Source organism: Bradyrhizobium algeriense, from assembly GCF_036924595.1.
Taxonomy (GTDB): domain Bacteria; phylum Pseudomonadota; class Alphaproteobacteria; order Rhizobiales; family Xanthobacteraceae; genus Bradyrhizobium; species Bradyrhizobium algeriense.
Map to the genome: position 1 here is coordinate 2397119 of NZ_JAZHRV010000001.1, position 24216 is coordinate 2421334.

24 protein-coding genes and 1 tRNA gene are annotated in these 24216 nt (G+C 61.8%); 14 read left to right on the plus strand and 11 right to left on the minus strand.

All coding sequences use genetic code 11. The features are described 5' to 3' along the window. Window positions 1–296 precede the first annotated feature (296 nt). Entirely contained in the window at window positions 297–2417 is a 2121-nt protein-coding gene (locus tag V1286_RS11670) for an MASE1 domain-containing protein (protein ID WP_334479696.1), read from the plus strand. On the opposite strand, the gene V1286_RS11675 is transcribed toward V1286_RS11670, so the two are convergent. Then, window positions 2412–3074, minus strand: coding sequence for a response regulator transcription factor (locus tag V1286_RS11675; RefSeq protein WP_334479697.1), 663 nt, complete (start codon window positions 3072–3074; stop codon window positions 2412–2414). The two genes, V1286_RS11670 and V1286_RS11675, sit on opposite strands and share 6 nt — an antisense overlap. 604 nt (window positions 3075–3678) lie before the next feature. Here V1286_RS11675 and V1286_RS11680 point away from each other — a divergent pair. Both V1286_RS11680 and V1286_RS11685 read left to right on the plus strand, forming a co-directional pair. Further along, complete coding sequence (locus V1286_RS11680; protein WP_334479698.1) at window positions 3679–5055, plus strand: OpgC domain-containing protein; 1377 nt, start codon at window positions 3679–3681, stop codon at window positions 5053–5055. Between the two features lie 35 nt (window positions 5056–5090). Next, on the plus strand, window positions 5091–5309 hold the full coding sequence (locus V1286_RS11685; protein ID WP_334479699.1) for a hypothetical protein: 219 nt from the start codon (window positions 5091–5093) through the stop codon (window positions 5307–5309). Window positions 5310–5456: 147 nt separating this feature from the next. Here V1286_RS11685 and V1286_RS11690 read toward each other — a convergent pair whose 3' ends face one another. Next, entirely contained in the window at window positions 5457–7319 is a 1863-nt protein-coding gene (locus tag V1286_RS11690; protein WP_334479700.1) for a diguanylate cyclase domain-containing protein, read from the minus strand. Window positions 7320–7655: 336 nt separating this feature from the next. On the opposite strand from V1286_RS11690, the gene V1286_RS11695 reads away from it, so the two are divergent. The 4 genes from V1286_RS11695 to V1286_RS11710 are packed head-to-tail and all read left to right on the plus strand — an operon-like array spanning window position 7656 to window position 10769. Next, the gene (locus V1286_RS11695) at window positions 7656–8213 is read left to right on the plus strand and encodes a GbsR/MarR family transcriptional regulator (protein WP_334479702.1); all 558 of its coding nucleotides are present in this window, start codon (window positions 7656–7658) and stop codon (window positions 8211–8213) included. 27 nt (window positions 8214–8240) lie between these two features. Next, window positions 8241–8906, plus strand: a complete 666-nt coding sequence (locus tag V1286_RS11700) for a DUF4166 domain-containing protein (protein ID WP_334479704.1) — start codon at window positions 8241–8243, stop codon at window positions 8904–8906. Then, window positions 8903–10339, plus strand: coding sequence for a TIGR01777 family oxidoreductase (locus V1286_RS11705; RefSeq protein WP_334479706.1), 1437 nt, complete (start codon window positions 8903–8905; stop codon window positions 10337–10339). Before V1286_RS11700 ends, V1286_RS11705 begins: the two co-directional genes overlap by 4 nt. A 10-nt stretch (window positions 10340–10349) precedes the next feature. Continuing rightward, entirely contained in the window at window positions 10350–10769 is a 420-nt protein-coding gene (locus V1286_RS11710) for a hypothetical protein (RefSeq protein ID WP_334479707.1), read from the plus strand. Between the two features lie 5 nt (window positions 10770–10774). Here V1286_RS11710 and V1286_RS11715 read toward each other — a convergent pair whose 3' ends face one another. Then, the gene (locus tag V1286_RS11715; RefSeq protein WP_334479709.1) at window positions 10775–12295 is read right to left on the minus strand and encodes a PAS domain-containing sensor histidine kinase; all 1521 of its coding nucleotides are present in this window, start codon (window positions 12293–12295) and stop codon (window positions 10775–10777) included. Between the two features lie 100 nt (window positions 12296–12395). Next, entirely contained in the window at window positions 12396–13250 is an 855-nt protein-coding gene (locus V1286_RS11720) for a LysR family transcriptional regulator (protein ID WP_334479710.1), read from the minus strand. Between the two features lie 118 nt (window positions 13251–13368). On the opposite strand from V1286_RS11720, the gene V1286_RS11725 reads away from it, so the two are divergent. Next, window positions 13369–13797: a tautomerase family protein gene (locus V1286_RS11725; protein WP_334479712.1), complete on the plus strand. Its 429-nt coding sequence runs from the start codon at window positions 13369–13371 to the stop codon at window positions 13795–13797. A 51-nt stretch (window positions 13798–13848) separates the two neighbouring features. Here V1286_RS11725 and V1286_RS11730 read toward each other — a convergent pair whose 3' ends face one another. After that, window positions 13849–14250, minus strand: a complete 402-nt coding sequence (locus V1286_RS11730; protein ID WP_334479714.1) for a tautomerase family protein — start codon at window positions 14248–14250, stop codon at window positions 13849–13851. A 113-nt stretch (window positions 14251–14363) separates the two neighbouring features. On the opposite strand from V1286_RS11730, the gene V1286_RS11735 reads away from it, so the two are divergent. Next, window positions 14364–15236 (plus strand): LysR family transcriptional regulator, encoded by an 873-nt coding sequence (locus V1286_RS11735; RefSeq protein WP_334479716.1) that lies wholly within the window; start codon window positions 14364–14366, stop codon window positions 15234–15236. Between the two features lie 17 nt (window positions 15237–15253). Here V1286_RS11735 and V1286_RS11740 read toward each other — a convergent pair whose 3' ends face one another. Then, window positions 15254–15553: a hypothetical protein gene (locus tag V1286_RS11740; protein ID WP_334479717.1), complete on the minus strand. Its 300-nt coding sequence runs from the start codon at window positions 15551–15553 to the stop codon at window positions 15254–15256. A gap of 83 nt (window positions 15554–15636) precedes the next feature. Beyond that, window positions 15637–16365 carry a lipoyl(octanoyl) transferase LipB gene (lipB, locus tag V1286_RS11745; RefSeq protein ID WP_334479718.1) on the minus strand — a complete coding sequence of 243 codons (729 nt, stop codon included), beginning with the start codon at window positions 16363–16365 and terminating at the stop codon, window positions 15637–15639. Between the two features lie 64 nt (window positions 16366–16429). Between lipB and V1286_RS11750 the strand changes: the two genes are divergently transcribed. Both V1286_RS11750 and V1286_RS11755 read left to right on the plus strand, forming a co-directional pair. Continuing rightward, window positions 16430–16672 carry a FliM/FliN family flagellar motor switch protein gene (locus V1286_RS11750; RefSeq protein ID WP_066505938.1) on the plus strand — a complete coding sequence of 81 codons (243 nt, stop codon included), beginning with the start codon at window positions 16430–16432 and terminating at the stop codon, window positions 16670–16672. Window positions 16673–16769: 97 nt separating this feature from the next. Next, window positions 16770–16854: transfer RNA gene (locus tag V1286_RS11755), tRNA-Leu, on the plus strand. A gap of 90 nt (window positions 16855–16944) precedes the next feature. Here the strand turns inward: V1286_RS11755 and V1286_RS11760 are convergent. Then, window positions 16945–17574, minus strand: a complete 630-nt coding sequence (locus V1286_RS11760; protein ID WP_334479720.1) for a DUF1326 domain-containing protein — start codon at window positions 17572–17574, stop codon at window positions 16945–16947. Between the two features lie 292 nt (window positions 17575–17866). Next, entirely contained in the window at window positions 17867–18697 is an 831-nt protein-coding gene (locus tag V1286_RS11765; RefSeq protein WP_334479721.1) for a hypothetical protein, read from the minus strand. 259 nt (window positions 18698–18956) lie between these two features. On the opposite strand from V1286_RS11765, the gene V1286_RS11770 reads away from it, so the two are divergent. Both V1286_RS11770 and V1286_RS11775 read left to right on the plus strand, forming a co-directional pair. Beyond that, window positions 18957–19382 (plus strand): hypothetical protein, encoded by a 426-nt coding sequence (locus V1286_RS11770; RefSeq protein ID WP_145963661.1) that lies wholly within the window; start codon window positions 18957–18959, stop codon window positions 19380–19382. A gap of 489 nt (window positions 19383–19871) precedes the next feature. After that, window positions 19872–20246 (plus strand): hypothetical protein, encoded by a 375-nt coding sequence (locus V1286_RS11775; RefSeq protein ID WP_108517959.1) that lies wholly within the window; start codon window positions 19872–19874, stop codon window positions 20244–20246. Between the two features lie 87 nt (window positions 20247–20333). On the opposite strand, the gene V1286_RS11780 is transcribed toward V1286_RS11775, so the two are convergent. Together V1286_RS11780 and V1286_RS11785 are read right to left on the minus strand one after the other, a co-directional pair. Then, window positions 20334–21617, minus strand: coding sequence for a polysaccharide deacetylase family protein (locus tag V1286_RS11780; RefSeq protein WP_417021128.1), 1284 nt, complete (start codon window positions 21615–21617; stop codon window positions 20334–20336). 211 nt (window positions 21618–21828) lie between these two features. Next, window positions 21829–22623, minus strand: a complete 795-nt coding sequence (locus V1286_RS11785) for a polysaccharide deacetylase family protein (protein WP_417021129.1) — start codon at window positions 22621–22623, stop codon at window positions 21829–21831. Between the two features lie 105 nt (window positions 22624–22728). Between V1286_RS11785 and mgtE the strand changes: the two genes are divergently transcribed. After that, on the plus strand, window positions 22729–24162 hold the full coding sequence (gene mgtE / locus V1286_RS11790; protein ID WP_334479724.1) for a magnesium transporter: 1434 nt from the start codon (window positions 22729–22731) through the stop codon (window positions 24160–24162). Window positions 24163–24216: the final 54 nt, after the last annotated feature.

The following is a 24216-nucleotide window of genomic DNA, read 5'->3' on the forward strand; positions in this document are numbered from 1 at the left end:
ACGCGGATTCCAAAATCGACGCAAATGACCTTTTCAGACTTCGCGGGGGTAAAGGCGTACTACCAGCCGCGCGTTCTGCTAACTCGAAATGGGTAGTTTCCTCAACGAACCCGAATTGCGATTATGCAGGACAATTGCGGTGGCCGCCGGCGGTTGTGGGGGCGGCGTTGAGATGCTCCATCGCACGCGCCATCTCTTGGTGCGTCAGCAGACCGCGGTGATCAATTCGATCTGAGCAAGGAGATCAGAAAGTCAGTCATGGTGGACGATGCAACTGCCTAGTCTAGGCGTCGACGATGTCCGATCCACGATCACAAACGCCGGAGATAAATTTCCGCCGAGCCATCAACTATGCCGGCGGTCTGGTCGCAATTGGAGTGATCTATTTCGTCCTGGCAAAAGGCGGCCTTGCTCTCGCATCTATTCATCCCAGTGCAACGCCAATTTGGCCACCGACGGGTGTCGCCCTGGCGGCGGTGCTGTTGCGGGGATATCGGACGTGGCCCGCAATTTTCACGGCAGCGGTGATCGCCAATGCGACCACCGCCGGCTCGATTGCCACCGCAATTGCGATTGCGACCGGCAACACTCTTGAAGCGGTTGTTGGCGCATACCTGGTCAATCGATGGTCGAGCGGATGCAATACGTTTTCGAGGCCAAATTCCGTCGCGAAGTTTGCTGTGATTTGCTTCGTGATCGCGACGCCGATCAGCGCCAGCATTGGACTGACCAGCCTGGCTACCGCCGGGTACATCGATCGGATCAATTTCACGAACGCCTGGGTCACATGGTGGCTGGGAGATGTGACCGGCGCGCTGGTCATTGCCCCCGTTATCGTGCTTTGGGCATCAAGCCACTACCATGCCTTCAATCGCAATGAATATTTGGAGACGATCGGCGTCCTCGCAACAGCGGCGGCTGTTGGACTCATTGCTTTCAGCCCCCTGATCGAGCAAACGCCGAGTCGAGATCCACTGGGTTTTCTTGTGATCCTGCCATTGTTGTGGGCGGCGCTGCGCCGCGGTCCACGTGACACCGCAACGGTTGCGCTGGTGCTTGCGGGCATCACCATTTGGGGGACGTTCACGGGCGGCGGCCCCTTCACGACCCCGGATCTCAACGTTTCATTCCTGCTGATGTTGATGTTCTTGATCAGTATTACCGTTCCAAGCTTGTTACTGAGCGCCGACGTCGAGGTGCGCAAGAAAGCGGAGAAAAGTCTGCGCCGCGCGCAGATCGAACTCGAACGGAAGGTCGCAGAGCGTACGCAAGAGCTTGAGCTCGCCAATGCAGCAAAATCGCGCTTTCTTGCCATGGCAAGCCACGATTTGCGGCAGCCATTACATGCACTAGGCTTGTTCATTGCACAGCTGCGCACGCCGCTCAGATCGGGGGAAAGGACAAGGACGATCGAACTGGTCGATGCAACGCGCAAAGAAATGGATGAAATGTTCAATTCGCTGCTGGATATGTCCAGACTCGATGCTGGGATCCTTACACCCAAACTGACTGAATTCCCGATCGCGCGCCTGTTGCAGAAAATTGAGAGGACGTTTGATCAGGCAACGCGAGCAAAGGGCTTGCGTCTACGCGTTAGGCGAAGTGACTCATGGGTGAGGAGCGACGCCATGCTGCTCGAACGCATACTCCTAAATTTGGTATCCAATGCTGTGCGCTATACATTGCGCGGCGGAATCATTGTCGGCTGTCGTCGACGCGGTGAAATGTTGCGTATCGAAGTATGGGATAGCGGTCCCGGCATTCCTGAGGATCAGAAGCAGAATATCTTTGGGGAGTTTTTTCAACTTGCTGCCCCAGAACAGTACCGGTACGGCGGCCTGGGGCTCGGCTTGGCTATTGTCGACAGGCTTCGCCTACTTCTCGACCATCAAATCGACTTAGCTTCGACTGTGGGCCGAGGTTCGCGCTTCGCAATCCTGGTTCCGATGGCCGATGAATGCGTCACGTCCACCGAGCCCGTCGACTCACCTCACCCCGCAGCCTTTGCGGTTGAAGGCAAGGTAATTCTTGTTATTGCCGATGCTCCAATAGTGCAGGAGGGAACAGGCGGATTGCTTGGCAGATGGGGATACTCCGTCCTTGTCGCCGGATCCGACGAAGCGGCACTTATCCAACTTGCTGAGCGCCAACAACGCCCCGATCTTATAATCTCGGATTATCATCTTGCGAGCGGAAAGACCGGGATCCGAGCAATTGAACAAATCAATGCGGCGTTTGGTTCAACCATTCCAGCTATTCTCATCAGCGGCGATACGGCACCTGAACCATTACGTGACGCTAAGGATAGAGGATACATTTTACTGCACAAGCCGGTCGACCCAATGCGGCTCCGCGCTGTCATGCAAGAGCTCTTTATGGATCATGACGATAGGAGAGATACCGGGCCGGCTTTATGATTCAGATTTCGGCGACGATTCCCAGCCCATTTTTCCTACTTTTATTACTGCCTCGGTGCGGCTCGTTACGCCGAGCGCCTTGAGAACGACCGTGATGTGGTTCTTCACTGTCGGCACTGCCATATTGAGGGTCTTGGCAATGACCTTGTTGCTTTTTCCCTTCATCAGGAGCGCAAGCACTTCAATCTGCCGATCGGTCAACCCGAGACCTTTAAGAGAGTCGCGCGTCGCTAGCTTATTTGTAGGCCGCGGAGACGTTGCTTCCTCCAGAATTTCCGAGGGAATGTAAATACCGCCGGAGAACACTAACTTAATGGCGTTGAGCATGACCTCTCGTTTGGTAGTTTTCGGGATGAAACCCAGAGCGCCAAGTTTGAAAGCGCGCTTGACTGTGTCTTGATCATCCGAGGACGAAAGAATGATGATAGCAATGGTCGGATAGCGGTCTCGCAGTTCGCGGAGGACAGAGAAGCCATCTCGATCAGGCAAATTGATATCAAGTAAAATGAGGCTGATGTCGGGATGTTCCTCGACTATGTGCATTGCCTGACGGCTGTTCGAAGCTTCAAATATGACGGCTTCTTGCTTCAGTTGTTTCAGGACAGCGTGCAACGCCTCGCGAATCAATGCATGGTCGTCGACAATGAGAACTTTCATGAAAAGCTCTCCGTCATCCCATTGCACGGAGATCCAAATAAAAGAAAATCATACACCCACCTTCGGGTCTTTGGCGAGGAAGAGGCTGTTGGAAGACTGGCTCCCGAAACCATCCATCCCCCATCCTTGGCCCAACCAGCGGTCCACCGTCAGCCACTCAAGGTAGGAGCCGAATGCCGTTGTGTGCTGCAATTGTAATCAGCTCACGGTAGGACACCGAAAAAGCGAGTGCGGACGACGAGACTCGCGGGACTCAGAGTCTCCTTCGTCCATGCGCAATGGTGAACGTCCATGATGCGTCTGACGGATGTCAATTGATGCCGAGATCTGTACGGTACCTTGATCATAGGACCTAGGAACCTCTCTGTGTGGACCTCCGGCTGATTGACGTGCTGTGCCGTTGAACGATGATCGTCAATAGCCTCACGCGCTAGGATGTTCTACCAAGCGCCGCCATATGATCGTCATCGCAGCTTTCGTCGCCGGGTTCGGCGTGAAGCAGCTCTAGACTGCGGCGTTGGTACGATCCGACAGTGCGGCGGCGATGTTTTTTGTCAAATTCGGTCCCTCTTGAAGCGTGCTCGCACGCCGGACGGGCAACCAGATGCATGATCGAACTGCCACCCCGAAGCCATTGGCAGGCGCGCTGCCGGAGCCGAACGGCTACGGCCGCGATCTGCGCATTGATGCCTGCCGCGGCATCGCGCTCTGGTGCATCTTTCTTGACCATGTCCCCAACAACATCGGGAGCTGGCTGACGCTGCGTAACTACGGCTTCAGCGATGCCGCGGAAGTGTTCATGTTCGTCTCGGGTGTGACCTGCGCGCTGGCCTACGGCAAAGCACGGCGGTGCGGGGGCTGGACCGGCGTGATCGGCCGAACGCTGTGGCGAAGCTGGGATATTTATGTCGCATTTCTGCTGCTCACGCTCGCCTGCGCCATCATGGTTCACCTCGCAGGCGGCGGCCGGCTTGCCGACGAGAGCAATACGCGCATTCTGTTGGAACAGCCGGGCGTGACGCTCGCGCACGCGGCGATCCTGCAATACCGCCCCGTCAACACCGACATCTTGCCGCTCTTCGTGCTTTATCACCTTTTGTTCGCGCCGCTGCTCTGGCTGCTGCTGCGAGTGCCGAACGCAACGCTCGGCGCGTCGCTGTTGCTTTACATGCTGGTGCACGTCTTCGGCTGGACCATCCCGGCGTGGCCGAACAGCCACTGGTTCTTCAATCCGCTGGCCTGGCAGCTGCCGCTTGTGCTCGGCGCGTGGTGGATCATCGAGGGTAAGAGATTCCGACCGTGGGTGACCTCACGCACTGTGCTCGTGCCTGCCGTTCTCTATCTGGTGTTCAGCCTCATCATCGCATTGAGCTGGAGCATCAAACCGCTGGAAGCGCCGGTCCCGCAGGCGCTGCTTTACCCGATGGACAAATCGAATCTCGCTCCGTTGCGACTGCTGCATTTTTTGGCCCTTGCGGTTTTGATCGTATGGTTCATGCCTCGCGATTGGCGAGGGCTGACGACGGCGGTGATGCGTGGCGCCATTCTCTGTGGCCAGAACTCGCTGCCAATCTACTGCCTCGGCGTTCTGCTGACGCTGGCCAGCCACCTGGCGCTGCTCGACATCTCGGACGGGCTGATGATGCAGATCGCGCTCAGTGTTGGTGGCGTCCTGGTGATGATCGTGGCGGCGACGCTGCTGAACTCGATCAAGAGCAAACGCGGGCAGCAGCCGCACACGAAGCCCGCCGACCTGCCCGTCGAGCAGTCAACCAAGTTTGATCTGGTCATCAATCTCAAGACAGCCAAGGCGCTCGGCGTTGACATTCCACCCACGCTGCTCACCTCGTGCCGACGAGGTGATCGAATAAAGATGCTGTTTGCTCCAGTGCGCGAGTCCGGCTGCGGCGCTGATCCAGTGCCAGCAATCGCGCACGCTTTCGGGCCACCAGCGAAAAATGTGGGTCAGGATGTGAATTAGAATCACATGGGGGCCATTGTACAGGAGCCAAGGCCATGATTTCCCACCCAAGGACCCACAAGGGAGCGGTGCTGATCACGGCGTGGGTGATGTTTGCCTGCGTAGCGGCATTACTGTCGGTCAACCTGACATCACCCACCAGCGCCGCGCTCGGCGCTGACTGGCAGTGCAGCCGGTTTGCGCTCGTAGTCACGACCTGCACCCCGGTGCGTGCACACGAGACCGTTTCCACTGCCGTGCGCAAGCGGACCTAGTACACGACAAACCGAACACCATGCTGCGAATGTCAGCTGAAATCAGCGGACACCCTCTGCGAGGGCTCCTTTCCTAATTTGAGTCGGGCTGGCGATACGCTCGGCCAACTCGAACAGCTGCTCGGTCTGGCGCTCGGTTGGAAACTTCTAATGCGTCCGTTCGCCGGGTGCGAACTCACCGTCGTGCTGGATGGATTCGCTCTCGACATATTGCAGGTCGAGGGAGGAATACAGGATGCTGCGATTGCGGCCGAGACGCTTGGCCTCATAGAGCGCGGTGTCGGCTTCCCCCACTAACGCTGCTTCGTCGAGCGTCGAGCGGTTTCTGGCGGCGACGCCCGCGCTGATGGTGATGTATCCGCGGCTGGAGGCTGTGTTCGGAATGCCCAGGGCTCGCACGGTCAGCCGGATGCTCTCGGCAACCTTCAGGGCGGCGTCTTCCGTTGTGTTCGGCAACACGACGGCGAATTCCTCGCCGCCATAGCGCGCGGACAGGCCTGACGTATTGGCGGTCGCATCGCCGATGGCTCTCGCAACCGCCTGCAGGCAACGGTCGCCGGCCTGGTGTCCGTAGGTGTCGTTGTATCCCTTGAAATTGTCGATATCGAGCAGCAGCACCGCAATCTCTTCGCAGGCTTCGTATTCGCGCCGCAGGAAGCCGTCGAAGGTGCGGCGGTTGGTGAGGTTGGTCAGTCCGTCGGTTGCAGCGAGCTGGGTGAGGCGGCGGTTGAGCTGGGTCAGTTCGTCTTCCATCCGCTTGCGTTCGGTGACGTCGCGGATGACGCAGAGAAATTCCGTCCGCGTGGGGTCGTCCGTTTCCGACGCCAGCTTGAACTTGCTTTCCACCCACGCCAGCGTCCCGTCGCCGCGATAGTGTCGAAACACGACTGTGCTGACGCTGTCGACTCCATTGAGCCGTGCGGTCGCCGATTTGACGCTCTCCCTGTCATCGCGATGCACCAGATCAAAGCATGATTTGCCGATAAGATCCTTTGGGCGCAATCCCAGCACCGGCTCGGCCGAGCGCGAAACATAGCGGAGCAAGCTGCGGGCATCGATCAGGATGATGATGTCGGCGATGTTGTTGGCCAGCAATCGATAGTGCGCCTCGCGCTCGCGCAGTGCGCGCTCGATCTTGTTGCGGAAGCGGAACTGCAGGGCAAGCAACGCCGCCAGCATCAGGATCATGCACAGCAGCACGCCGGCAACGATGACGTCGGTCCGCAACCCCTTCCGCCAGCCGGAGAGCAGCCAGTCTTCCGACATCGCGACGGTGACTACCATGGGGTAGTGCGGCGTTGCCTCATAACCGAAATATTTCGCGATGCCGTCGAACGGCGAGATGATCTTGTAGTATCCGACCGGGCTCAGCTTGAGATGCTTTGTGAACAGGCTGGTCCTGGAAAGGTCCGTACCCATGTCCGACAGCGGCCAGCGGGTCAGAAGGATGCCGTCATTCCGGATCAGGGTAATGCCGCCATCCGTGCCGATATGAAGCGTGCGGTAGAAGCCGTTGAAGTACTCCTTGTCGATCGCTGCTACGACGACGCCGCCGAAATTGCCATCGAGCCTGGTGATGCGCTTGGACAGAACGATCGAGGATTGATCGTCCAGACGTGACTGCGACGGCTCGCTGATCCGAAGCGAGTTGTCCGGCGCATCGCGATGATAGGCAAAATAACTCCGGTCCGTGACGTTGTGGCGCGGCGTTTCCGGAAGTGACGAATAGCTCCAGTTGCCATCGGCGTCGGCGACGCCGATTCCACGCAGTTGCGGCAGCGTTTTCGCCGTTTCAGTCAGGTACCTGTTGAACCGGTCCGGCTTAGGATTTCTGTATTTCAGCAAGTCCACCATTCCCGCCATCGCGATATCGACCGCCTGAATGGTGTGCGAGGCATGCTCGGAAAGCGAATGGACGAGGTTCTGGATGTCGGAGCTGCCGCTCGCCAGTGCCGCCTTCTTGGCGTCGAGCGCCTTCCAGGCCATGACGCCCAGGACACAGGCGGTCATGACAAGCGCAAACGTGATGACCACGGCCGTCGATGGTACCCGCCGCAGCGGCCCGCCCGGGTCCGGGGGATTTCGATGGGGCATTCCTCGCCTTGATGACCGCGCCAGACCTCGTTGCCGGCAACGCGCGAGAGGAATCTAAGAGGCGGCCGGTGCCAAAGGGTTAACGGATCGGTCCGGGAAACAACGGAGCCGCGATTTCGTCCGGGTTCCATTCCGGGAACCGGTACGGCGCCCCAGGCAGGGCGGCCGTTTGCGAAGCGGGTTTCCGAACCGCGGCGTCGCGCGCTGCGCACGGGACTTGACATCCGGGCAGTTCCGTCAGATATTTCTGTCATGACAGAAACAACCGACAAAAAGAAACTCCCGGCCGTCGTCGAGCGGTTCATCCTGCACTGGGGCGACATGGGGGACGAGTGGGGCGTCAACCGCTCAGTCAGCCAGATCCACGGCCTGCTGTATCTCGCCGAGGCGCCGATGACGGCGGAGGATATCGCCGAGACGCTCGGCATGGCGCGGTCCAACGTCTCCAACTCCATCAAGGAATTGCTGGCCTGGAATCTGATCCACCGGGTGCCGATCCTCGGCGACCGCCGCGATCATTTCGAGGCGGAGACCGACATCTGGGAAGTGGCGGCGCGGATCGCCGCCCGCCGCAAGGAACGCGAGATCGACCCCGCGGTCGATGCGCTGCGCGCCTGCGTCTCCGACGCGGCTGACGATCCGACCATCAGCCCGGTCGCAAGCAAGCGGTTGAAGGAAATGCTGGCGTTCACCGAACTGGTCGACCGCTGGTACATGCAAATGCTCAACGTGCCGCGGCCGAGGCTGGTCGCGCTGATCAAGCTTGGCGAGAAGATCGTCAGTTTCTTGCCGGCGGGGAAAGCCAGGTAGGGCTGAGGGGCAGGGCAGGAGCGTGTAATGGCGTCCACAAGAGTACCAAGGTTTCCCGCAACGCCTGCCTCGAACACTATCCTGCTCGACGACCACCGCTTCCACGATCTGTTGCCCGACGAGGATTGGGGCCGGCTGCCGCTGGCGATCTGGCGGCGCTTTTCGAAGCGTTTTGCCGATGGCGAGACCGTCGTCTATGTCGGCACGATCGAGGAGGCGAGTTTCAGCCGCGCCGGCTGGTGGCTGGCGCAGCTCGCGCGCGTCATCGGCGGGCCGCTGCCGACGGGCGCCGAGACCGGTGTCCCGATGGTCGTGACGGTGACCGAGGATGCGGCGAGCGGCGGCCAGATCTGGACCCGCATCTGCGCGCGCAGCCATGGCTTTCCGCAGGTCATCCATTCCGCCAAGCGCTTTGCCGGGCCGACCGGGCTCGAAGAATATGTCGGCTACGGCATCAGCATGGCGTTGCTCATATCCGTCGAGCACGAAGCCCTGGTGTTTCGCAGCGTCGGCTATTCCCTGCAGATCGGGCCGTTGAGGCTGCCGCTGCCGCCACGGTTCACGCCCGGCGATCTCACCGTGACCCATTCCGATCTCGGCGGCGGCACGTTCCGCTTCACGCTGGAGATCGTTCATCCGCGCTTCGGCAAGCTCATTCGCCAGTCCGCAAAGTTCCGGGAGGCCGCATCATGACATCGCTGCTTTGGATCCTGATCGCCATTCAGGTCGTGATGGGCGTGTTCGACACGTTCTATCACCATGAGCTGACCGAGCGGCTCGCATGGCGTCCCTCGCAGCGCTACGAGCTGCAGCTTCATAGCCTGCGCAACATGCTCTATGCGCTGCTGTTCCTGGTGCTGGGCTGGCTCGAAGTGCACGGCATCCTTGCGATGCTGATCATCGCCGTTCTCGTTGCCGAAATCGTCATCACGCTGATGGACTTCGTCGAGGAGGACATGAGCCGGAAACTGCCGGCCAGCGAACGCATCAATCACACGCTGCTCGCGATCAATTACGGCGCCATCCTGGTGCTGCTGCTGCCGGTCCTGATCGATTGGGCGATGCAGCCGAGCGGCGTCAAATCGGCTTACACCGGTTGGCTCAGCCTGATTGCGGCGGCGGCAGCCGTGGGCGCGGCGCTGTGCGGCCTGCGCGATTTCACCGCGGCGAAGCGCCTTGCGCGGATGACCTGCGCGCCTGCGGCAAGCCTGGTCGAAAAATTGCCCGCACGGCAGACGGTGCTGGTCACCGGCGCCACCGGCTTTATCGGCAGCCGTTTGGTGGCAGGCCTGAGCGGCGCGGGCCATCAGGTCATCGCGCTGGTGCGCAACCCCGCAAAAGCCGACATGTTGCCGCCGCCGATCACGCTGATCACGAGCCTCGACCAGCTTCCAGCGGACAGCCGCATCGACGCGATCGTCAATCTCGCGGGCGAGCCGATCGGCAACGGGCTCTGGACCGACGCCAAGCGCCGAAAAATCCTCGACTCCCGGATCAACATGACCGGCAACATCGTCAAGCTGATCGCGCGGCTCGAACGCAAGCCGGCCGTGCTGGTGAGCGGTTCGGCCATTGGCTGGTACGGGCTCTGGCAGGATCAGGTGCTGACGGAGTCGGCAAAATCGCACGCCTGCTTCAGCCACGAACTCTGCGACGCCTGGGAGAACGCGGCGCGTCCGGCAGAAGAGCATGGCGTGCGCGTGGTCTGTCTGCGGATCGGCCTCGTGATCGGCACCGATGGCGGCTTCATCACGCGGATGCTGACGCCGTTCGAATTCGGTCTCGGCGGGCCGCTGGGCTCGGGCAGGCAGTGGATGTCCTGGATCGAGCGCGACGATCTGATCCGCCTGATCGCGCATGTGATCGCAACGCCTGAACTGGCAGGGCCGATCAACGCCACCGCGCCGATCCCCGTGACCAATACGAAGTTCACCGAGGAATTGGGCCGCCGGCTGCGCCGGCCCGCGATCTTCCGGATTCCCGGCGGGCTGCTGCGCCGGGTCGGCGGCGATTTCGCCGATGAATTGCTGTTGGGCGGCCAGCGCGTGCTGCCGAACAAGGCGCTCAGCAACGGCTTCGTATTCCGGCACGAAACGCTGCGCAGCGCATTCGAGGCGATCTTGTGAGGGGGACGAGATGCGCTCCGGTACCCGATCTCGCGCAATCAAAGGATGGCTCGCCGCATGCGGAACAGCGGCTGCTGCGATCTACGCGCTCGCGCTGTTCCTCTTCGTAATCGCGGCCGGCGCTCGCTCGATGACGGTCACCACGGTGGACTTCATCGTAAGTCTGATTTTGCTCCCTGTAATCCTCGTCTTCACCTGCTTGCTGACCGCAATTCCGGCCGCTCTTGTTGTCTGGATAAGTGAGGTATCTCGGATACGCTCTGCATTGTTTTTTGGCTTCGCTGGCGGCGCGATAGGGGCATTGAGCCAAGCTATCCTATTTCAATCGTTTTTCTTGCCCGCCGCCGGATTTTTCGCTTTGGCCGGATTTGTGGCCGGGATGACCTATTGGCGCATCGTGGTCAATCCTGCGGGCCGAGAGCCTGGCTAGTCCCATCACCGCGGCAGCTTCGCGATCGCCTGGCTGAGTTCGTGGATTTCGTAGGGCTTGCGCAGAATGGGAAAATCGCCGCGCACACTCAGCGCGGCATCGCTGTAGCCGCTGGCGAGCAGGATCGGCAGTCGAGGCCTGACAGCCTTCAGGTGACGCGCCAGGCCGAGGCCGTCCATTTTGCCGGGCATCACGATGTCGGAGAAGACGAGGTCTATTCCGTCGAGTTCGAGTTCGCGCAAGGCCGCTTCGGCATTCGCCACCCTGCGGACGGTGTAGCCGAGCTGTTCGAGCAGGCCGGCGCTGACGGAGGCGACCTCCGGATTGTCCTCGACCAGCAGCACGGTGCCGCTGCCGCCGATCTCTGCCGCATTGACGTCCTCGGCCTCAGGCTCGGTTTCCTTTCGCGGCAGCAGGATCGTGATTCTGGTGCCCTTGCCGAGCTCGCTCGCTACCTTGACGGTTCCGCCGGCCTGATGCGCGAAGCCGTGAACCTGCGACAGTCCCAAACCGGTGCCCTTGCCGATCGGCTTGGTGGTGAAGAAGGGATCAAAGATCTTGCCGAGGATATCGGGCGCGATGCCGGCGCCGGTGTCCTCGACCGAAATCGCGACCTGTCCGCCGGTGCCGGCCTCGCCGCCGGGCGTAACGTTGTGCGCCGATATCGTGATGACGCCGCCGGCCATGGCGTCGCGCGCGTTGACGACGAGATTGATCAGCGCCGTTTCGAACTCGGCGACGTCGACCATGACCAGCCAGACGTCCCGGTCGATGTCGAATTGCAACGCCGCCGAGCTGCCGATGGCTGCATCGAGCACTTCGCGCACCGCATCGATGCGCTCGGCGACATCAACGGCTTGCGGGTTGACGCTCTGCCGCCGTGCGAATGTCAGCAACTGGCTGGTGAGGGAGGCGCCGCGCTTGGTCGCCCCTTCGATCGCCGATATCGCCCGCTGGCATTTGGGATCGTCGCCCACCGCTTTCCTCAGCGTGTGAAGACTGCCGCTGATGACCATCAGGAGATTGTTGAAATCGTGCGCCACGCCGCCTGTCAACTGGCCGAGCGCGTCGAGCTTCTGCGATTCCGCGAGCTGCTGATGCATCTGTTCAAGCTTGAGCTGGGTCTCGCGGCGCTCGGTAATGTCCCGGGTGATCTTGGCGAAGCCGACGAAGTGGCCGTCCTCGTGGATGGGATCGATGATGACGCTGGCCCAGAAGAAGGTGCCGTCCTTGCGGACGCGCCAGCCTTCCTCCTCGTAGCGGCCCTGTTCCCGGGCGATGCGCAAGGCGCGGAGCGGCTTGCCGTTCGCGCGGTCGACTTCGGTGTAGAAGCGGGAGAAATGCTGCCCAATAATTTCGTCGGCCGGATAGCCCTTGATCCGCTGGCCGCCGCTATTCCAGCTCGTCACTACGCCGTCCGGATCCAGCATATAGAGCGCGTAGTCGGCAACGCCTTCAACCAGGAGTCGGAAGTTACGTTCGGATTCAAATAGATCCCTTTGCCGTTGCTGATCTTTCTTGAACATCCGACTGCCCGTTTAAGAGGCGCAAACGCACAACGTGCCGATTGGTTCCCTAAAAATCGGCTTTTTAACGAAACGGTCGTTACGCCGGCGAAACGTTCCGTTACGCCGGGGTAACCACACTCCTGAACGTCGCCGCCAGCGTCCGCAATGCCGCGAGCTTGGCGGGGTCGCTGACCTTCGAGTGCAGCATCACCTTCGAGGAAGAAAGCCGCGGCAGCCCCTCGGCCGGCCCGATATCGACCAGGCCCGGCGGCGCGATCCGCCGGGCCAGCGGCGCGACCGCAAGGCCGGCCAATGCGGCTGCGACCACGGCGGTGACGCCACCGCCGACAAAGCGCTCGCTCCAGGCGATGCCGGCCTTGTCGAGGGCGCGGATGGCGAGCGCGCGCACGCCGCAGGGCGGCGCCAGCGTGGCGAGAGGCAGCGTCTCGCCGCGGCGCCAGACCAGGCGTTTTGCGGCGAACCAGCCGAAGGCGTCCTCCGTCAGCTTCTCGCCGCCGCGGCGGCTGCCTTCCTGGCGCACCACCACGGCGTCGAGTTCGCCGGCATCGTAGGCATCCAGCATCTGGCGCGAAAAGCCGATCGTCACCGAAAGCGCCAGTTGCGACGACACCGCGTGCAGCCGTTCGAGCAGCGGCACCAGTTCCGGTCCTGCGGCGTGATCGGAGATTCCGAGCGACAATTGCTGGCGTGCGGGCGCCTCGCCCGACAGCGCGCGGTCATGCGCCTCGATCAGCGCGCGGGCGTGGGGCAGGAACGCAGCACCCGCGGCTGTCAGCGCGACCGCCCGCGGCGAGCGCTCGACCAGCCGCTTGCCGACCACGCTCTCAAGCCGCTGCAGCTTCATGCTGACGGCGGCTTGCGTCGTGCCCAGTGCCTCGGCGGCGCGGGTAAAGCTCTGCAGTTCGGCGACCAGCAGGAACGCCTGAACGGTATCGATATCCAGCGTGCTCATGCTATTCATCAATAATGGTTATCACTGCTATGAACAGAGATAAGATACCAAAATGATGGCGGTGGGTCTAGATATCGAGGGGCGCAATGCCAGCGCGCCTTATCGAAGGAGAACGACCATGCCGCTCATCACCGTCACCTATTCCAGTGTTCGCAAGGCGCCGTCGTTGAAGGCCGAGATTGCATCCGCCGTCAGCGATCTCACCGCGCGAATCCTGCGCAAGGATCCCAAGGTCACCGCCATCATCGTGAAATCGGTCGATGCCGCCGACTGGTTCGCCGGCGGAAAGTCGCTCGCCGAGCAGAGCCTCGCCAGCTTCTGGCTCGACGTTCATGTCAGCGAGGGCACCAACACCAAGGACGAGAAGGCCGCCTATCTCGCCGCGCTGTTCCAGCGCATGGGCGAACTGCTCGGGCCGCTGCATGAGGAAAGCTATGCCCATGTCGACGAGGTCAAGGGCGATGCCTACGGCTTCGGCGGCCTCACTCAGGAACGCCGCTATATCGCCGGCAAGCTAGAGGTCGCGCCGCAGAAGGCTGCGGCGTGAAGATAGCCTGACGTGCGGGCGGCGCCTGTAGGGCCGTCCGCGCATGCGCTGTCAACGGGAGACCATCGGTGCATGGTGGTCGCCGAATGCAAGGCCGCGACCTAGCGACCAATCCACCGGCGCATTTTCAGTGAGCACGATCATGATGTCGTCACCGGAAAATCCGGTGCGGACGGCCCGATCGGCAATCCACCGAAACAGGTTTCGTTTCTGATCCATCGTGCGCCCCTCGAGAAACAGAATCTCGATGATCGATGCGTCCGGCGTGCGCGCGACATCAGGGAAGGTCGGGTCGATGAACATCATCTCCCGCGCATAGGTCGAGACGAGCTGAAACCGGTCCTTGGGTGGCACGCTACAGGTCTCGACAAGACCCTCGTGCACGGCGTCGGCAAGGACGCGAATTTGGGCCGGCGACAGATGGGCCGGAACGGATAGGCGGGCGAGGGGCATGGGAAGGTCTCCGGATTTCTGGGACCTCCGTCCTATTCGTGCCAGGAATGGAGATAAATCTCGCTTTTGATAAGCACTCATGCCTAAAAGTCCTGAATATGCTGATGCACCCAATGTCAGACCTCGCGGTCTTTGTCCGGACGGTTGATTTGGGGAGTTTTGCGGCCGTAGGCACCGAGGTCGAGCTGACCGCCTCGGGCGTCTCCCGCATCGTGACGCGGCTGGAGCGCCGCATCGGGGCCAAGCTTCTGCATCGGACGACGCGGCGGCTGGTGCTGACCCAGGAAGGCGAAACCTTCCTCGTTCACGCCCGAGGCATCCTGGCTGCGGTCGAGGCCGCCGAAGCCGACGTCGCCTCGGTCTATGGTCGGCCGCGCGGGCATCTGCGGATCAACAGCGGCACCGCGTTCGCAAGACACCGGCTCGCGCGGCTGCTGCCGCCATTCATGGACCAGTTTCCGGACATTACGGTGGATCTTTCGGTGAGCGATCACCGCATCGATCCGATCGCCGACCAGGTCGACGTTACGATCAGGGTAGGGCCGCTCGGGGATAGCGAGTTGATCGCGGTTCGCCTCGGCGAAGTCGGACGCATCATCGCCGGCAGCCCGCGATATCTGGAGCGCCACGGCGTGCCTGCGCAGGCTGCCGATCTTGCGCGCCACAATTGCATGCAACTCTCTGGCTTCTCGCGCCTCGCGCAATGGCCGATGGCCGAGCAAGGCAAGCGGGTCATGATGCCGGTGAAGGGATCGATCCGCTCCGACAGCGCCGACTTCCTTCTGGACCTCGCGCTGGCGGGCGCCGGCCTCGTGCGGTTCGGCGACTTTCTGGGTGAAGCGGCCTTGAAGGATGGCAGGCTGGTGCCGGTACTATCGCACTGCCACGATCCCGACCCGCAACCGATCACGGCCCTGATCCTGCCCGGTCGACAGAACATCCCGCGGGTTCGGGCTTTCGTCGATTTCCTCAAGGCTGCGGCGTGAACGTCAGTGGGCGTGTGTCACGTCCTTAGCACGCCCAGCACTGCCGCGGTGGCTGCGACAAGGGTGAGTGCAATCACGGTCGTGCGCCAAAGCAGTTGTTGCCGCGCCGCGCGCCGATCCTGGAACGCCAGCCAGTCCCGGACAAAGCCGACTGGGACGTCCTGCACGACGTTGCGCCGGTTGGGATGCCGCGTTTCGTGATCTACAAACAAGGCCCGTACGTTCGCCACGCCCAGATGGTCAAGTTCACAATTCCATTGCAGCGCGTTCGCGTTGTTGGTCCACCGGTTCTCGAAGGGAAGTCTGTGCGTCGTCATCGCGACCTCCTCTGTCACCGCTGATTCTGGATATGTGGCTCCGCTCGCGGGAGTGGAAGCCCCTCAGCTGGGCGGGGGACGTCTCAGGCGGTTGCTTCCGGCAGGCGCGCAGCTGTTGCGCCGAACACATCTTCAAACGCCTGCCGAAGCGCGACGTCGACGTCTTCCATCGTCACGGGCAGGCCGAGATCTACCAGCGAGGTGACGCCGTAGCGCGGATCGGCGACGCCGCAGGGCACGATCGCGGAAAAATGCGAAAGGTCCGGCTCGACATTGATGGCGATGCCGTGGAACGACACCCAGCGCCGCAGCCGCACGCCGATCGCGGCGATCTTGTCCTCGTAGCCTGTGCCCTTGTCCGGCCGCCTGACCCAGACGCCGACGCGATCCTCGCGGCGCTCGCCGCGCACATTGAAGGCGTCGAGCGTGCGGATGATCCATTCTTCAAGGCCCGCCACATAGGCGCGCACGTCCGGCCGGCGGCGCTTGAGGTCGAGCATCACATAGGCCACCCGCTGGCCGGGGCCATGATAGGTGAGCTGTCCGCCGCGGCCGGTGCTGAAGAGCGGGAAGCGCGGGTCGAGCAGGTCGCCTTCCTTGCCGCTGGTGCCGGAGGTGTAGAGCGGGGGATGCTCCAGCAGCCAGACCAGTTCGGCCGCCTTTTGGTCGGCGATATCGGCCGCGCGTGATTCCATCGCAGCCACGGCCTCGGGGTAGGGCACAGGAGTAGCCGAAATCCGCCATTCGACCTCGCCGCCGCCCTGGACTAGCGCGAACGTCGTCAAATCAAGGCTTTGGCGGTCATTAACCATTGGCTAACCTTAACGTGGTCAGGTGGAACTACACCAATTTAGTCCCCCTTTTGGCGGTTTCGAAGTGGCCACCCTCGATAAAGTCAGCGTCGATCTCATGGTGGTGCTCGGCACCACGACCATGCCCATCCACCAGGTGATGCGGCTTTCCCGCGGCGCCATCATCGAACTGGACGCCACCGAGGCGGACGAGGTCAAGATCCTCGCCAACAACCTTCCGGTGGCTTCCGGCGTGGTGCTGGTGGATCGCAACCGCATCGCGGTCGAAGTCAAGCAAATGCTGCCGAAATCCCCTGATGTCAGGTAGTTATCGGAGCGCAAAACTTCCTTGTCCCCCCATCCCTGATTTGTTACATCGGCGCCGTTGATCCGGCGGACGCTAGTCCTTCCAGCCGGTATCCCAAGCGCTCGTGGCGGAATTGGTAGACGCGCTGCCTTGAGGTGGCAGTGAGTAAAATCGTGGGGGTTCGAGTCCCTCCGAGCGCACCATAAGCACAAGCCGTTCGGCCGGGATGATGCGGAACCCGGTCATGTCCATGCCGTCCGTGCCGTGTCGCAGGGCCGGTATCAGGAGTTGCATCAGGCCTGGTTCGACCAGCGGATCGGCGCATAGAGGCCGTTCTTGCCGGAATTATCCCAGCGCATGCCATGATCGTTGAACGTGTTGCCGGGGGCGCCGACTGCCAACACCATGTTGTCAGGGCTAACCGGATGGCCGATGTTCGCCCACATTTCCCCGCTCGGATGCATAGTCGGCAATGGATCGACCGACATGTGCAGAATATCCGGGATTTCCGCGGACCGCGTCTTGCCGTCGATTCGGAATGTGATGGGGACCTTGCGCACCCCCAGGTTCTTGCTGATCAGCGGTGTGAACGCGGCCATCGGACCACCGGCGGCGCCGGTGAAGATCGCAGCTAAAGCCTCGGTCTGCTCATCGTTGGCGCGCTGATCGATATAGGCGGCCACCGACCAATCTCCGTCTGCCATGACCCCAGGTGCGTGGAGGATAATCAGGACGTTGAGTTCATCGAGCACGATGTCGCCATAGCGACCGCTTTCGATGTGGAAGATCAGCGGTACGTTACAGAAGCCCTCGGTCGGTCGCGCGGTCAACGGGGGGGCCGCCGACACGAGGCAGGGACACACGATGCTGCAACTGCAATTCTCGAAATAGTCACCGGAAAGGTGCCATGGGACGTCCGCCATCGCTCTCTCCCGCTAGGCTGAACCCGATAGATTGCTTGCTTTCGAATGAGCTACGTGTAGTTGAAAATTACGCTGCGCGGGGAAGTACCGCAAGTCGATTCCACGATCGAAATACACGCCGAGGAAGGCAATATGGACGTTGCCAGCGCCGGCAGACCTCCTTCTTCTTCGGATTTCAAAGGTGCCTCGCTCCGAGCGCACCACCTCAAAAAACCAGCTTTGTTTTTGTTGGTTTTTTGGCTCCGTGGCCCGCACTTTGTTGCGGGTGCAGAAGCTTTGAGGGACAAACCCGTCACGGCTTGGCCGGGCTCGATCGAGCTGCGAGCGGGACTTGAAAGGTCCTGTATCGCGGGAGCTCGGGAAAGCTATCCGCGGCGTTGGCAGAGACCAGGCCTACGACCGCGGCCGCAACTTCCTTGCCGACCAGCCGATTGATCGCGGTGGTTTGACCTTTGCTCAGCTGGACTTCGAGCGCGCCCGCCGCCGCCATTGCGGTTCTGACTCGGCTGATCGACTGCTCGGAATATCTATCGTCGATCGCGATTGTCTTGCCGGCGAGGTCGGAGACCGACTTGACGTCGGGACCCGCCACGAGGACGGCCACGAGCGCGTCCAGCGACGCATCCAATGTCGGGACCGTCATTCGTTCCGCGACCGCTGAGGCGGCCGCCACCTGCTCCTGTGTCGTTCGGGTCTGCGGAACCTCGGTCGTTGAATGCGGATCGGTGGCGCTTGCGCGCGCAGCTTCGGAAGCGCGAGTCGCTTCGGAAGCGCGAGCAGCTTCGGAAGCAACGGCATTGCCCGTGGTCTGCGGGTCCGTTTGCGGAGAACGACGCGGTATGGGAACGGCAGGCGCGGCTTTCGCCGCGACCTTGATTGGCCTGGGTGTTCGACGGACGGCGTGCTCGGCGTCAGATCGGGGCGGCCCGTCGCCGCGCCAGGCGACGGCGGTCGCTGGTTTCGCTGCAGCAGAACCGCTGTCATATGGTTCAGGTTCAATCGGCACCTGAACCGCGGTCAGGCAGGCGAACGGGTTCAGGCCAACGCATGATGGCTGTGTTGATTGTTGGCTACTGCAACCGACCAGGGTGGTAGCCAGCGCGCAAATAAGAAGCGTCCTCAATCGATCCTCCTAAAGAGGTTGAGTGCGGCCCGCAATTCTTGCGGCTTGAAGGGTGTTGCGCTGGATCGTCAATCAATGATGCAAAACTGTTAAGCGCGCATTAATTGACGCGCCTTGGCGCCATTCCATGGTGCCTGCCATGGTGCCTGCATTTCACACGCCCGCCTTCTCATTGCTTTCTTTGATGCAGGATTTCGCCACGAATCGGTCGCTATGGTTGCAGGCTGGGGGTTGTTCATCGAGTGATGGAGAACGGCCTATGGCGAGTATCGAACGACTTCACAGAACTGCGCCGCTGGATTTAGCCAAGCTTGAAGAAGATGTCGTAGGGAGTCTTCCTGCGATCAGGGCGGCCCCGTCGGGGCCGATGCCAGACTACGTCGAACATGAAGAGGGCGTTACGCGCGTCGGCGCGCTCACTGCCGAGGCCGTGGTCCGCGATTATGAAGCCGCCGCCAGGGAAATCGAAGCCATGGGTGCGGAGCTGATCAGCGCGGCGAAGAAATGCGAGGCTATGACCTCCGAAGTGCACAATGCCATTGCCTTCATGCGCGATACCGCAGCCTCGTATCGTGAGGAAGCCAAAAAGATCTTCAAGCGCATCGAAGAATGCGCGATCTTTACCGAGCAAGTTCGGAAGACCTGTGAAACCGTCAAACTCAAGATGATCGAAGGCAAAGTATAGTCGCCGCAAGATATCCGAAACATCGATCCGGTCTGTTTTTCGAATAGCGTGTGTGAATTGCGGTACAGGCTGGTGCCGCGAATCAGCTTAGTTTGTAGCCTCCTCCCTAGACTCGCCCGCCGCAAATGGCGGGTCCTCTTTTGCAGCATCCGACAGTCGGAATAGCCATGCAGCCACGCGGTGGTGGCAACAGCGGCTGATCAGGCACCCGTTGGTTGCAGCTTGGTATACTTGGGTGATCCGGTGCGCCTCCGGGCGCACCACAACGTTGCAGTTTTGGCCTGATACCATCGGTTGTGCGAGCTGTTTGCGTGTCCGCAATGCCACGGCCGCACGAATCCTTTGCGGCGGGGTGCGGGTTGTTGCCCCTACAGTCGCACCGTTCGCGTAAACTGAGCGGGCCCGCCGGCTGCCGATTGCTGCCGGCTCCGCGGCCGTTCGGCGCTTCCAGGAAGTTCGACACCTACCAAGACCACCCGGAGCATCTTCATGCTGTTTATGAGCTATGCCTATCGATTCCTCTCCAACTTCGTGTTTCTGGCGCTGGTGTATTTCGCTCTGAATTTCCTCGAAAAGTACCAGCACCGCGTGGTCGTCGCGGTTCTCGTGCTGGTCTATGCCGGCATGCATGCGGCGTCGGCGCTGCGGTCGTTTCACTTCTTCCAGCGCATCGAGCGGCTGGAGCTGGAAGCTCGCCGCCTGGTGGCGGCGCTGGGCGAGGGGCCGAATTCGACGTCGACGCGCAAGCAGGTGATCACCGACGTCGCCGCACTGCGCCATGCCGGCGAGATCAAGGCCTATATCGACCTGCTGTTCCTCGCCATCGTCATCCTGCTCTGCATCGCCAAGATCGTGACGAATTGAGCCTTTGTGCTGATTGCGGGCTCAGGAAAACGCATCGAAACAAATGATCAAGCGGCGGTCCTGATCCATTCGATCAGAACCGGCCGATCAGCGCTTCTTCAAGCCGGCGACCCGAACCGATCGTCCATTCCGTTTGGCTTGCGCCGCCGGCTTGGAGGCGGTCGCGCCGGCGCTTCGCGGAGCGGCCTCTCCGGTGGACGCCGGTGGCGGGGCCGTGGCCGCGCGGGCGTGGCGGCGAGATTTGCCGGCGAGCTTTGCGGAGGAGACTTCCGTTGAGCGGGCTTGCGCAGTCGCCGCCCGGCGCGCGGACGAGGCCAGCAGGGTCATGCGCGCTGATTCCGGGATTTTGAAAAGGCTCGCCGCCGGAACCGGCAGCGCAGCCAGCGTGCCGGCCGTCGGCAGCGTCGTTTGCCGCGGCCACAAGGCTGCGGGAGGCAAGGGGACGCCGCGTCCGCGCCGCGCTGCGCGTCCGCCGAGATCGGTCGTGTGCCAATCGAGATCGGACAACGCCGGGACGGGGAGTGCTGCCGGGCCGGCAAGAGCGAATTTCGGAACCTTCGGCCAGCGCGATATCGCCACCATCTCCGACGGCGGATGCAACTGCCATTGCTGCGGCTCGGTCGGCGTTGCTGGCCGATCAGGCGTCGCCGGCACCACGTGCACGATGCGATAGCCGCGCACTTTCAATTCGTGCAGAATTCTCGGCAGCGCCGTGACCGTGCGCGCCTGAATGTCGTGCAGCAGCAGGATGCCTTTCCCTTTGGCCTCCAGTCGCTTGATCGCGAGCTCATAGACGCGCGCGGCGGACACGTCGCGCCAGTCGTCGGCGGGAAAATCGGCGCTCCAGACCTGAAGTCCTTTGGAGCGTGCAAATTGCTCGATCCCGTCGTTGGTGCGCAGGCCGGGAATGCGCAGGAACGGCGCGGGCGCGGTGCCGTCGGCCAGCGCCGCGGTCACCGATGCGATGCCCTGTTCGATCTCTTGTTTGGAGCGGTCGAGTGGCAGGCGATCCATGCCGCCCGGATGGTTCTGGGTGTGGGTGGCCACCGTGTGGCCGGCGTCACGCACCCTGCGCACGCCTTCGGGATTGGCGTGCGCCTGGCTTCCGACCAGGAAGAAGGTCGCCTTGGCGCAATGGGCGGCGAGAATGTCGAGGATCTGGTTAGAGTATTTCGGCAGCGGACCATCATCGAAGGTCAGCACCACCTCATGGTCTTCGAGCGGCAGCGTCTTGCCATATTGCATGGTGCCGATGATGGGATGGGCGCGCGGATCGACCACGATGGTGCGTGACGTGCCGATGGCGTCGGGATGACCTGGGCAACCGGCGGCCGACGCAGTTTGCGCAGTGACAGAGGTCAACAGGCCCACGCACATGGCGGTCCAAGGACGCCGCAGAAGCTCCCCAAATACGCTAGTGATCATAGAACCCCGGCTTCATTCCAAGAACACGCACCAAGAGCACGCAACGGCTTACATCTGGCGCCATGAATGCCGCCTTAATCACCTGAGTTCTACACCTAATTTGGCTTCGGGGGCGTGATCCGGACCGCAGAACCGCGTCAGCCGAATAGATCGTGATCTAATGTGCTTTGCCGGACACGGTTTTAGCACCTGCCGGGACCAGATGGACCACGCGGTAATGGTTGTCGCGGAGGTAGCGCAGGAAGGCCGGCAGCATGGCAGCGGTCTGCGCCTTGGGATCGTGCAGCAGGATGATGCCCTTGCGGGCGACTTGCAGCCGCTCGGTGAGCAGCTTCAACTGCTGTGCCGGCGTCATCGGCATCCAGTCGCTGGCCCAGAGGTCGGCGCCGAACACGGCGATGCCGCGCTTTTGCAGGACGTCCAGCGTCGCGGGCGTCATATCAAAAAAAGGAAAGCGAAAGAACGGCGTGCTCGAGGTCGTGGTGGCCATTCCGTGCAGCGCCGTCTCGACCGCCGCGATGCCCTTGTCGATCTCGCCGATGGCCGCCTCCGGCTTCATGTATTTCAGATTGTGGTGGGTCCAGGTGTGGTGCGCGATCGTATGACCCTCGGCCGCCAATCTTCGCACCAGGTTGGGATGTTCGGAGGCTGGTTTCCCAATCAGGAAGAAGGTGGCGTGCACGCATTCATGCGCCAGCGCCGCCAGCACTTTCGGCGTCGTGCCGGGCCACGGTCCGTCGTCGAAGGTCAGCACGACCTCGTGATCTTCCAATGGAAGGGTCTGTGGAAAGCTCTTGAGGCCCACGCGCGGGTAGGTAGCGGCGTCCACCGCGAGAACGCGCGAGGTGCCGAGCGCATCTTTGCGGCTGCAATCGGCGGCCTCTGCCGCCGTAACGAAGGTCATCAATGCAGCGACCGCCGAGCACAGCGCGGCGCTTAAATTTCGGGTCATTTGCGGTCGGGCATATTTGGCATTGCGCTGGGTGTTGCCGATTAGGTAAGCGTGCGGCGTAACTCAGACAAGTTCCCTCAATCTGTCAAACCGGCGAGGCGTGGCATGGCCGAGAATATCGACGTTGCCCAAGCCGAGGCGCGATCTGCGCAAGGCTCCGTGCTCGACCATCTGCCGATGCGAGACGAGGAGGGGCAGCTCCGCCATGAGTTTGTCGAAGAAATCACGCGCGCCATCCACGCCGCCGACCGGCCGCTATTGTGCGAGGTGGTGGCGGAACTTCACGAGGCCGATCTCGGTGATTTGATCGGGGCCCTTGAAGCCGAGGACCGCGTCACGCTGGTCGAACTGACCGGCACCGATTTCGACTTCTCGGCGCTGAACGAGGTCGATGATTCCGTCCGCGAGGAAATCCTCGAGGAACTCGAGCCGGAGACGGTCGCGGAGGGCGTTCGCGAACTGGAATCCGACGACGCCGTCCAACTGCTCGAAGGGCTCGACCAGGAGGACAAGGCGGAGATCCTCGAAAAGCTGCCGCCGTCCGAGCGCGTCGCGCTGGAGCGGAGCCTGCTTTATCCGGAGAATTCCGCAGGCCGGCGGATGCAGTCGGAGTTCATCGCGGTGCCGCCGGACTGGACCGTTGGCCAGGCGATCGACTACATGCGCGACACGCCCGATCTGCCGGACCGGTTTTACGAGATCTACGCGGTGGATTCCGAAAAGCACTGGCAGGGTGCGGTCTCGCTCGACACGCTGCTGCGGGCGCGGCGACCGGTGCAGATCGCCGACCTGATCGATGAAGACCGCCGCCGCGTCTCCGTGCTGGACGACCAGGAAGAAGTCGCGCGGATGTTCGGCAAGTACAATCTGGTCGCGGCCCCCGTGGTCGATACCACCAACCGCCTGGTCGGCGTCATCACTATCGACGACGTCGTTGACGTCATCGAGGAAGAGGCCGACGAAGACCTGAAGGCGCTCGGCGGCGTCACCAGCGACGAAGAACTGTCCGACAGCGTCTGGACCATCGCGCGCGCCCGCTTCAACTGGCTGCTGGTCAATCTGGCGACCGCGTTTCTGGCGTCCTCCGTGCTCGGCCTGTTCGAAGGCCAGCTCGAAAAGATGGTGGCGCTCGCTGTGCTGGCGCCGATCGTGGCGAGCCAGGGCGGTAACGCCGCGACCCAGACCATGACCGTGGCGGTGCGGGCGCTGGCCACCCGCGAACTCGGTTCCAAGAACGCGTTGCGCGTGGTTATGCGCGAAGCCATGGTCGGCCTCGTCAACGGGCTCGCCTTTGCCGTGATCACGGGCGTCGCCGCGGTGGCGTGGTTCAAGATCCCGGGGCTCGGCATCGTGATCGGGCTTGCGATCATCTGCAACCTGGTGGCCGGCGCGCTTGGCGGCATCCTGATCCCGATGGTGCTGGAACGGGTGCGCGCCGACCCCGCGGTGGCGTCGGGAACCTTCGTCACGACGATTACCGACGTGGTCGGCTTCTTCTCGTTTCTCGGTATTGCCACGCTGTGGTTCGGGCTCAGGTAGCGCCTCATTTATCGTTAATCGGGCCTTAACGCGCTTGCCCGATGATGTTGGCTC

What these genes read in the sequence shown, in the direction of transcription:
- V1286_RS11670 (WP_334479696.1), top strand. Translation starts at nt 297, where the DNA reads ATGTCCGATCCACGATCACAAACGCCGGAGATAAATTTCCGCCGAGCC.
- V1286_RS11675 (WP_334479697.1), bottom strand. Translation starts at nt 3,074, where the DNA reads ATGAAAGTTCTCATTGTCGACGACCATGCATTGATTCGCGAGGCGTTG.
- V1286_RS11680 (WP_334479698.1), top strand. Translation starts at nt 3,679, where the DNA reads ATGCATGATCGAACTGCCACCCCGAAGCCATTGGCAGGCGCGCTGCCG.
- V1286_RS11685 (WP_334479699.1), top strand. Translation starts at nt 5,091, where the DNA reads ATGATTTCCCACCCAAGGACCCACAAGGGAGCGGTGCTGATCACGGCG.
- V1286_RS11690 (WP_334479700.1), bottom strand. Translation starts at nt 7,319, where the DNA reads ATGACCGCCTGTGTCCTGGGCGTCATGGCCTGGAAGGCGCTCGACGCC.
- V1286_RS11695 (WP_334479702.1), top strand. Translation starts at nt 7,656, where the DNA reads ATGACAGAAACAACCGACAAAAAGAAACTCCCGGCCGTCGTCGAGCGG.
- V1286_RS11700 (WP_334479704.1), top strand. Translation starts at nt 8,241, where the DNA reads ATGGCGTCCACAAGAGTACCAAGGTTTCCCGCAACGCCTGCCTCGAAC.
- V1286_RS11705 (WP_334479706.1), top strand. Translation starts at nt 8,903, where the DNA reads ATGACATCGCTGCTTTGGATCCTGATCGCCATTCAGGTCGTGATGGGC.
- V1286_RS11710 (WP_334479707.1), top strand. Translation starts at nt 10,350, where the DNA reads ATGCGCTCCGGTACCCGATCTCGCGCAATCAAAGGATGGCTCGCCGCA.
- V1286_RS11715 (WP_334479709.1), bottom strand. Translation starts at nt 12,295, where the DNA reads ATGTTCAAGAAAGATCAGCAACGGCAAAGGGATCTATTTGAATCCGAA.
- V1286_RS11720 (WP_334479710.1), bottom strand. Translation starts at nt 13,250, where the DNA reads ATGAGCACGCTGGATATCGATACCGTTCAGGCGTTCCTGCTGGTCGCC.
- V1286_RS11725 (WP_334479712.1), top strand. Translation starts at nt 13,369, where the DNA reads ATGCCGCTCATCACCGTCACCTATTCCAGTGTTCGCAAGGCGCCGTCG.
- V1286_RS11730 (WP_334479714.1), bottom strand. Translation starts at nt 14,250, where the DNA reads ATGCCCCTCGCCCGCCTATCCGTTCCGGCCCATCTGTCGCCGGCCCAA.
- V1286_RS11735 (WP_334479716.1), top strand. Translation starts at nt 14,364, where the DNA reads ATGTCAGACCTCGCGGTCTTTGTCCGGACGGTTGATTTGGGGAGTTTT.
- V1286_RS11740 (WP_334479717.1), bottom strand. Translation starts at nt 15,553, where the DNA reads ATGACGACGCACAGACTTCCCTTCGAGAACCGGTGGACCAACAACGCG.
- lipB (WP_334479718.1), bottom strand. Translation starts at nt 16,365, where the DNA reads ATGGTTAATGACCGCCAAAGCCTTGATTTGACGACGTTCGCGCTAGTC.
- V1286_RS11760 (WP_334479720.1), bottom strand. Translation starts at nt 17,574, where the DNA reads ATGGCGGACGTCCCATGGCACCTTTCCGGTGACTATTTCGAGAATTGC.
- V1286_RS11770 (WP_145963661.1), top strand. Translation starts at nt 18,957, where the DNA reads ATGGCGAGTATCGAACGACTTCACAGAACTGCGCCGCTGGATTTAGCC.
- V1286_RS11775 (WP_108517959.1), top strand. Translation starts at nt 19,872, where the DNA reads ATGCTGTTTATGAGCTATGCCTATCGATTCCTCTCCAACTTCGTGTTT.
- V1286_RS11785 (WP_417021129.1), bottom strand. Translation starts at nt 22,623, where the DNA reads ATGACCCGAAATTTAAGCGCCGCGCTGTGCTCGGCGGTCGCTGCATTG.
- mgtE (WP_334479724.1), top strand. Translation starts at nt 22,729, where the DNA reads ATGGCCGAGAATATCGACGTTGCCCAAGCCGAGGCGCGATCTGCGCAA.